This is a genomic window from Shewanella sp. S1-58-MNA-CIBAN-0166, assembly GCF_040310085.1.
Lineage (GTDB): Bacteria > Pseudomonadota > Gammaproteobacteria > Enterobacterales > Shewanellaceae > Shewanella.
The window spans coordinates 1-506 of sequence record NZ_JBEOPN010000089.1; the positions used below are offsets into that span (position 1 = coordinate 1).

Genomic DNA, 506 nt, shown 5'->3' on the forward strand with positions numbered 1-506 from the left:
CCACAACGCACATTGTTAGCGCTTCGGTATTACTGGCAAACCCATCGCCATCCTCGGCATGTATTTCCCGGTAAAGATGGCAAGCCAGACTCGCTGATGGACCGCGGTGGTATTCAAAAGGCCATGAAAAAAGTGATTTCTGAGTGCAACATTCACAAATCTATCAGTCCACATAATTTACGTCACAGCTATGCGACTCATTTGCTAGAGCAAGGATTAGATTTACGCTCAGTACAACACTTGCTCGGTCACAACAGCCTAAACACCACAGCAAGGTATACACGTCTCACTCATATTACCCGTAAAAACACGGCCTTGTCGGTTAACCAGCTCACTAATAATTTGGTGTTGAAGTGGGAGTGCGAGATATGAAGTTTATCGATATTTTACGTGACCATCTTGATGCGTTTAATCAAGCTTATGATGGCCAAATAACAACATCAATGCGCCATGCCATTAATGCCATGCTGAGTTGCCGCGCCTATTCCCAAAGAACAAGCCACTGG

At 45.1% G+C, this 506-nt stretch carries 1 protein-coding gene and 1 pseudogene; both read left to right on the top strand.

Features of this window, described 5'->3' with window-relative positions; all coding sequences use genetic code 11:
- A partial coding sequence (locus AAEY99_RS21210) for a tyrosine-type recombinase/integrase (RefSeq protein WP_351011948.1) occupies nt 1-372 on the top strand: 372 nt, incomplete at its 5' end.
- Nucleotides 369-506 (top strand): annotated as a pseudogene (locus AAEY99_RS21215) (IS91 family transposase); the annotation flags it as partial. The gene AAEY99_RS21210 and the pseudogene AAEY99_RS21215, both read left to right, overlap by 4 nt.